Source organism: Phormidium sp. CCY1219 (assembly GCF_055795085.1).
The window spans coordinates 1-317 of record NZ_JAYFEQ010000077.1; the positions used below are offsets into that span (position 1 = coordinate 1).

A 317-nucleotide genomic window follows, 5' to 3' on the forward strand; every position below is an offset into this window, starting at 1 on the left:
ACACATCAAAGTCAAAGGTGATAAGTCTCCATTTGATGGAGATTGGGCTTACTGGAGTAAGAGAGGAATTAACAAGGGTGGAATACCAGGCAAGTTAGCCAAACTTTTGAAGGAACAAAAAGGCAAGTGTAATGAATGTGGCCTGTTCTTCATGGACCGTGACCTAATTGAGGTAGACCATATTAGATTTCTAGTGGCGGAGGGTAAAGATATCCATAAAAACCGCCAAGCATTGCATTGCCACTGCCACGACCGTAAAACCGCAAGAGACCTCATCATAATTGAGGAATATCAAGCGAAAATCAGCTCCCATGACA

Annotated in this window: 1 protein-coding gene; it reads left to right on the top strand. The window is 42.9% G+C overall.

Going from position 1 to position 317, the window contains the following annotated elements:
- The coding region (locus AC0QH1_RS00495; RefSeq protein ID WP_324628778.1) for an HNH endonuclease at positions 1-317 on the top strand (317 nt) is incomplete at both ends.